The 6,379-nt window shown below is 57.9% G+C and carries 9 protein-coding genes and 1 pseudogene; 5 read left to right on the top strand and 5 right to left on the bottom strand.

The window, feature by feature from the left end; translation table 11 throughout:
• The 3 genes and pseudogenes from B4U49_RS19225 to B4U49_RS19215 form a co-directional block, all read left to right on the top strand.
• Window positions 1–240, top strand: a pseudogene (locus tag B4U49_RS19225) (hypothetical protein); the annotation flags it as partial.
• A complete protein-coding gene (locus tag B4U49_RS19220) occupies window positions 237–473 on the top strand; it encodes a hypothetical protein (RefSeq protein ID WP_204902962.1) in 237 nt (78 codons plus the stop codon). The pseudogene B4U49_RS19225 and the gene B4U49_RS19220, both read left to right, overlap by 4 nt.
• On the top strand, window positions 431–613 hold the full coding sequence (locus tag B4U49_RS19215; protein ID WP_204902961.1) for a hypothetical protein: 183 nt from the start codon (window positions 431–433) through the stop codon (window positions 611–613). The genes B4U49_RS19220 and B4U49_RS19215 overlap by 43 nt, the downstream gene beginning before the upstream one ends.
• Window positions 614–683: 70 nt before the next feature.
• On the opposite strand, the gene B4U49_RS01680 is transcribed toward B4U49_RS19215, so the two are convergent.
• On the bottom strand, window positions 684–1,097 hold the full coding sequence (locus tag B4U49_RS01680; RefSeq protein ID WP_078082853.1) for a hypothetical protein: 414 nt from the start codon (window positions 1,095–1,097) through the stop codon (window positions 684–686).
• 118 nt (window positions 1,098–1,215) lie between these two features.
• Window positions 1,216–2,232 (bottom strand): AraC family transcriptional regulator, encoded by a 1,017-nt coding sequence (locus B4U49_RS01675; protein ID WP_078082852.1) that lies wholly within the window; start codon window positions 2,230–2,232, stop codon window positions 1,216–1,218.
• 186 nt (window positions 2,233–2,418) lie between these two features.
• On the opposite strand from B4U49_RS01675, the gene B4U49_RS01670 reads away from it, so the two are divergent.
• Together B4U49_RS01670 and B4U49_RS01665 are read left to right on the top strand one after the other, a co-directional pair.
• Window positions 2,419–3,906 (top strand): flavin-containing monooxygenase, encoded by a 1,488-nt coding sequence (locus B4U49_RS01670; protein ID WP_204902963.1) that lies wholly within the window; start codon window positions 2,419–2,421, stop codon window positions 3,904–3,906.
• A 41-nt stretch (window positions 3,907–3,947) separates the two neighbouring features.
• Window positions 3,948–4,274, top strand: coding sequence for an esterase/lipase family protein (locus B4U49_RS01665; RefSeq protein ID WP_078082850.1), 327 nt, complete (start codon window positions 3,948–3,950; stop codon window positions 4,272–4,274).
• A gap of 62 nt (window positions 4,275–4,336) precedes the next feature.
• Here the strand turns inward: B4U49_RS01665 and phnE are convergent, their stop codons facing one another.
• From phnE to B4U49_RS19435, 3 genes are all read right to left on the bottom strand, one after another.
• Entirely contained in the window at window positions 4,337–5,146 is an 810-nt protein-coding gene (gene phnE / locus B4U49_RS01660; protein WP_078082849.1) for a phosphonate ABC transporter, permease protein PhnE, read from the bottom strand.
• Window positions 5,143–6,003 carry a PhnE/PtxC family ABC transporter permease gene (locus B4U49_RS01655; RefSeq protein WP_078082848.1) on the bottom strand — a complete coding sequence of 287 codons (861 nt, stop codon included), beginning with the start codon at window positions 6,001–6,003 and terminating at the stop codon, window positions 5,143–5,145. The genes phnE and B4U49_RS01655 overlap by 4 nt, the downstream gene beginning before the upstream one ends.
• A 22-nt stretch (window positions 6,004–6,025) precedes the next feature.
• On the bottom strand, window positions 6,026–6,379 hold a 354-nt coding region (locus tag B4U49_RS19435), incomplete at its 5' end, for an ATP-binding cassette domain-containing protein (RefSeq protein ID WP_476703361.1).

The raw sequence follows: 6,379 nt of genomic DNA, 5'->3' as shown, positions 1-6,379 counted from the left end.
CTTTTTGTGGGTAAGACCAGTGCTCCTTACAATATGAATATCAACAATTTGTTTGGGTTCGAGATTTTTAGAATCGTCCCGAACATCAACACATGTGCCACAGGCCTGACCTCTGGCTACCTCCCGCTGGGCGCGACCATCCTATCAGACGAGATCTACGAGGTGATCAGTAAGCCCCAGGTAGACGGCGCCCTGTTTACCCTCGGCTTTACCTATTCCGGTGCTGCGCTGCCGGCGTGATAAATATCGAGATCATGGAGCGTGAAAACCTGTGCGGCCTGGTGCGGGATATGGGAGCCTACTTCGAGGAACAGGTGAAAACCCTGATCGACCTGCCCATCGTCGGTGATGTGTGCGGTCGCAAGTACATGACGTGTATCGACAACGTGGCCGATAAGGAAACCAAGGAACTGATCGACCCGGCGCCAAGGTGGGTAACCGCATCGCCGATCACTGTCAGGCCCGCGGACTGATTGTGCGCCCGCTGGCACTCATGAACGTGCTGTCTCCGCCGCTGACCCGGAACAAGGAAAACATCGACTTCCTGGTGGCGACCCTACGCGAGAGCACTGAGGCTACCATGGCCGACCTGAAGGCCGAGGGATACCTCTAAGCCTTCAGCATGTGCAGCCCCCCAATCCATGATGCAGGGGGCTTACGCCGACCGGGCCGTTAGCGGGGCATCACTTCCAGAACTGCCACCACTTTTTACTATTCTCCGCGCGGGCAGCCTGGCCCTGTTCGGCGCCCTTATCCATTTCCTTGCGCACTTGCTCTGCTTTCTTGGCCTGCTGCTCTTCCAGACCCTTGGCTTCTTCTTTCGCTGCGGTGGATTGCCCTTCCGCTTCCATTGCCTTGTCAGCCTTGCGCGCTTCTTTTTTCTCCATTGCGGCGGCACGCTTCTCTTCGGCCATCATGCGCTTATCTTCTTTCTTGAGTTGCTTTTCGGCCGCCATTTCGCGCTTGCCTTCCGCCATCTCGCGATGCTCTGCAACACGTTCTTTCGCTTTGTTTGCCTCGCTGGTATCCGGTTGCTGGGCGAAGGCAGATGTAGACATCAGAAGGGTGGTGGCAATCAACGCTGAGATTTTCTTCATTGTGTCGATCCTGTTAGGTTGGGGATGAAGGTGTTGTTTAGATTTACCGAACGGCGGGTGAATGTACAGCGATTGGTAGACATTATCGAAAGCTGCCCTCTGTGGCCCGGTGCCGCTCTCAGCGCTGATTCAGTAACTGCGCGCGATAGGTGCGCGGTGTCGCACCGAACCAGTCCCGGCAAGCGCGGTTGAAGGCGGATTGTTCCGAATATCCGAGCAGGCCGCCTATTTGACTGAGTTTGAGATTGGGTTCCATGAGGTAGTTCCGGGCCATTACCTGCCTTTCGGCGGTCAGCAGCTTTTCATAGGTGGCGCCCTCGTTGGCCAGCCTGCGCTGCAGGGTACGCTTGTGCATGGACAGGTGTGAGGCAATCGTCTCGCTGCTGCATTGGCCGGTGGGCAACAGACTCCTGATCAACCTGGCAACATCCTCTGAGACCGAGCTTGTATAGGGGGGCTGTTGCGCATCCAAGTAGAGCTCCGCCAGTTGCCGGGTCTGGTGGTCCACACTCGACAGCGGAATGGACAGCGTGGAGTCGGGCAGCAGGAAGCCGCACCAGCTCTGGTTGAAATGCACCGGGCTGCCAAATACCTTGCGGTAGGTCTTTTCGCTGCCCAGTTGGGCGTGGACGAAATAAGTGCTGAGTGGATTAAATGCCTCACCGCACAACAGCTTCATGACTTGCATGGCATTGGCGAGTCCCAGTTCGTAGGCCTGTATCGAATAGCCGCTGCCATCATCGATCCAGTATTCGAGCTTGATATGCCGGAACTGCCCCTGTGCCTCGAAAGTGCTGCGTATACCGAGTGCCGGGCAATGCAGGTGTAAATATCGCGCAATGCTATAGAGGGCCTCCCCCACGCTGGCAGAGCTGCGCGCGATCACGGATATTGGCCCGAGAATATCCATGCCCTGATATTCGGCGAGCTTCAGGCCGAATTCGGGGTAATCAAGTACTTTGGTGGTGTCCTCGAAAAGCGCGGCCATATCGCGGTAGATCAGGAACGAATTGTCTTCGCGATTTTCGGCTAGGGGAATCCGGTGTCTGGAGAGCAGTAAACGAGGATCTCCCCCCAGGTTTCTGACCAGATCGTCGTATCCCCACAGGTTGGTGGCTCTGATCAGGTTGGGCACGGGCGCTCCGGTTTCTCGCTAATCTGTGTTCCAGTTTGCATGATTAAAGCCACTCGAGCTTTTGGGGTGTTGTCGCGATTTGTCAAAAAATAGTCGTCATCCGTCAATATTGTCAAGCGGCATTTCTGAAATATTGTTCGGGTCTGGTCATCAATAGATATAAAAAAGGAGACCATTGTGACAGCGATGCATTACGACACCATCATCATCGGTGCCGGGCTTTCGGGCATAGGTACCGCCTGCCATATTGCCGCGGAACACCCGCACAAGAGCCTTGCGATCCTCGAGCGCAGGGAAAGGATGGGGGGCACCTGGGACCTGTTCCGTTACCCCGGTATCCGTTCAGACTCCGATATGGCCAGTTTCGGGTTCAACTTCAAACCGTGGTATTCCGACAAGGTACTGGCCGAAGGCGACAATATCCGCAATTACGTCAAGGAAACCGCAGCCGAATTCGGTCTGGAAGAAAAGGTGCAGTATGGCCTCGCCATAACCTGCGCCGATTGGTCAGAGGTGCGACAGCGCTGGACCGTCACCGCAGTGCACGAGCCGTCCGGTGATAAGAAAATATTTACCTGTGCATTTTTGATCAATTGCGCCGGCTATTACAATTTTGACCAGGGTTACCGGCCGCACTTTGACGGTGAGGAATCCTTCAAGGGTGACATCGTCCACCCGCAGTTCTGGCCGGAAAAGTTCGACTATACCGGCAAAAAAGTCGTGGTTATCGGCAGCGGTGCAACCGCCATTACCCTGGTGCCCAGCATGGCAGGCAATGCGGCCGGTGTGACCATGTTGCAGCGCTCGCCAAGCTACGTGATGTCGGTACCGGGTACCGACAAGCTTTCCATGCTACTGAATAAATTCCTGCCGAAGAAGTGGGTGTTCAACCTTGCCAGAAAACGCAACATCCTGATGCAGCGCGGACTGTATCTGGCCTGCAGGAAGTGGCCAAACGCCATGCGTAAATTGTTGCTGTCTCATGTTCGCAAGCAGGTCGGTCCCGACTTCGATATGCGCCACTTCTCGCCAAGCTACAATCCCTGGGAGCAACGCCTGTGCGCAGCGCCGGACGGTGACTTCTTCACTTCCCTGCGGTCTGGCAAGGCAGATATCGTTACAGATCATATCGATCACTTTACCGAGAGCGGCATCATGCTGAAGTCCGGCCAGCACCTGGATGCGGATGTGATCGTTACCGCTACCGGCCTGGATGTACAGCTGATGGGTGGTATGGAGTTCCGCCTGGATGGCAATCCGGTAAGCGTACCGGGCAAAATGATTTACAAGGGCATCATGGTGCAGGATCTCCCCAACTACGGGTGGATCTTCGGGTATACCAACGCGCCCTGGACCCTGAAGGCGGATATCGGCGGGCGCTATCTGTGCAGCCTGTTCGCACATATGGAAACACACGGGCTTTCCGTAGCGCGACCGGTAGATCTCGAGAACAATGCCAGTGGTGTCGGCATGCTGGACGGTTTCGCACCCGGTTATATGGATCGTGCCAAAGACCGGATGCCGCGTCAGGGTAGGGGAGCTCCGTGGGTGGTAACCATGCACTATGGCAAGGACAAGAAGGCGCTGACCGAAGACCCGATCGCAGATGGCGTATTGCAGTTTGAGCGGGCGGCGTCTCCAGTCGTGGCTCAGGAAGTCGAGGCCACAGCTTGACCGCTGGGCCTTAGACGTACTGAGTGTTAGGGGTATTGGGTATGAGCGCTGTGGATAGCACCAAGCCGCCGGTAGTCTTGATCCACGGTATGTGGAGTACAGCGGAAACCTTGTCGGAACTCCGGCAGGCTTTTGAGGAGCAGGGGTATGTGGTGCACGCGCCCACCCTGCCATACCACAAGGAAAAGTCGGCGTACGACGAGGGTGACAAGGCCCGGCTGGCTCGAGCCAGTCTGCAGGACTATGTGGACTTTATTGTTGCCAGGTTGGTGGAGCTGCACGGTGCCTGCCACTGGACCGTGGGCGGCAGCAACTTTCCCCGGGTTCGCTCGAGCATATTCAACTGGCTGGAAAATAAGACGGCATAGGCATATCTGGTCGAGCCTTTGCACAGATCTGGTGATTGGCTCGCCAAGTGGTTGTGCATGGTTTATTTCGCCAGATATTTCTGCCTTAACCACCGGCTGAGCCCGTCCACCGAAAATACCAGTATCACGATGGCGAGGATGACGGTCGCTGCCTGTGACTGCTGAAACAGGCTCAAATGGATATACAGCATCTGCCCGAGCCCTCCGGCGCCGACGAAGCCGAGCACACTGGAAATACGGATATTGTTTTCCCAGCGGTACAGGGTGTACGCGGACCACTGGGGCCACAGAATCGGCAGTGTGCCGTATAGGAACGCCGTGGTTCGGGAGCCTCCGCAATAGCGTACCGCATCGGCGGCTGTTGTCGGGGTGTTCTCGAGCGCCTCGGCAAACAGGCGACCCAGTACGCCGGTAGTGTGCAGGGCGAGTGCCAGGGTGCCAGCGTTGGGCCCCAGTCCTGCGGCCAGAACCATCAATGCCGCCCACACCAGTTCCGGAACCGAACGCAGCGCATTGAGAGCAGCGCGTGCGCCCGCTTTCATTATCCAGCCCCAATATCCCGCTGCAGGTAGCGCGAGGCAGGCACCCAGCAGCGCCGCCAGCAAAGTACCCATAGCGGACATGGCGATGGTCTCCAGCGCGGCCTTGCCCACGGCCTGCAAAAAGGCGGGGGACAGATCCGGTTGCAGGAACTCCGCAAAATACCCAGCCATTGCGTGCAGGGTTGCAGGTTCCCCCAGCGCGGAAAAGTCGATAGCAAGAAAGTAAAAGGCGGCGACTATCGCGCTGAGGATGGCCGACAGCAGGAGCAGGTTGCCCCATCGGAACGGATATTTTTCCGGGGGTATTTCTGGGGTCGTTTCCGGGGTCATAGCAGCCGGCTCCGCAACAGGCGACTGATCTGGTCGGCGATCAAAACCAGTAGCAGAAATACCAGCAGTATTGTCACGACTTCATTGCCCGCAAACATACGCAGGGAAAGCTCCAGCTGCTGTCCCAGGCCACCGGCACCGACAAATCCCATCACCACCGAGGCGCGCAGGGCGCACTCCCAGCGATAGACCGTATAGGACAGCATCTCGCCGGCGGCATTGGGCAATACGCCATACAGGAATGCGGTAAACCGGGACGCGCCGGCGCCGATCAGAGCTTCTGCCGGCCGCCTGTCCACGGATTCAAAAATTTCTCCGTAGACTTTTCCCAGCATGCCCACATAGGTAATGGTGATTGCCAGCACGCCGGCGGTCGGGCCTAGCCCCACCGCGCGCACGAACAGCAACGCCCACACGATTTCCGGCACGCTGCGCAGCAAAACCAGCAATGCACGCACCGGCAGGCGCAGTCCGCGACCCAGCAGCGAGGGGTGGCCGCGCCGGTGCAATGCTGAGCGAGACAGGGCGCGGGTAACCAGCAGGGCCGCGGCGAAGGCGAGAGGCAGTGCCAGTGCGATGCCGGCCATGGCAATGGCGAGCGTTTCCAGCGTCGATTGCCACAGGAGCTCGAGAAACTCGCGGTTATGTGCCGGTGGCCAGGCGCCGTGGAGCAATGTGCCCATGGCCTGGGTGCTATCGCGATCGAATAACACGCCCGGGTTCAGTTCACTGAAATGCAGTCCCGGCCACAACAGCAGCAGTGCCACGAGGGACAGCAGCAGGCGCGGCAGCAGCGCCGGATCGCGCTGCTGCCATCCCGGGCGATCCACAGCCGCTTGTATGCTGTGTCGCGTCATTGCGGCAGGCCAAGCATCAGGTTCAGCAGCGCGGTGGCGTCAGTGGTTGCCACGGCGGTTGATCCTGGTCGTTATGGTTGACTGCGGGTTGCAGCTGTTCGTTGGCATAGAGCCGGTCCAGCTCGCCGGTGGTGATTTCTTCCACCGGCTTGTCGAAAAGTATGGCCCCGTCGCGCAGGCCGATTACCCGGGGAAACAGTCCCATCGCCAGTTCCAGATTGTGAAGACTCACTATCAGGGTCGCGTTGCGTTGTTTCGCTTCCTGCTGCAGCAAATTCAGTGTGTGTGTCGCCAGCACCGGGTCCATCGCAGATACAGGCTCATCAGCCAGAATCAGTTCCGGCTGCTGGTATAGGGCGCGGGCGATGGCGACACG

The organism is Microbulbifer mangrovi (assembly GCF_002009015.1).
GTDB lineage: Bacteria > Pseudomonadota > Gammaproteobacteria > Pseudomonadales > Cellvibrionaceae > Microbulbifer > Microbulbifer mangrovi.
The sequence above is the reverse complement of the archived record's forward strand: the minus strand, read 5'-3'. Positions and strand labels throughout refer to the sequence as shown.

Coding starts and splice junctions, on each gene's coding strand:
- B4U49_RS01680 (WP_078082853.1), bottom strand. CDS start 1,097: ATGAAGAAAATCTCAGCGTTGATTGCCACCACCCTTCTGATGTCTACA.
- B4U49_RS01670 (WP_204902963.1), top strand. CDS start 2,419: ATGCATTACGACACCATCATCATCGGTGCCGGGCTTTCGGGCATAGGT.
- B4U49_RS01665 (WP_078082850.1), top strand. CDS start 3,948: ATGAGCGCTGTGGATAGCACCAAGCCGCCGGTAGTCTTGATCCACGGT.
- phnE (WP_078082849.1), bottom strand. CDS start 5,146: ATGACCCCGGAAACGACCCCAGAAATACCCCCGGAAAAATATCCGTTC.
- B4U49_RS01655 (WP_078082848.1), bottom strand. CDS start 6,003: ATGACGCGACACAGCATACAAGCGGCTGTGGATCGCCCGGGATGGCAG.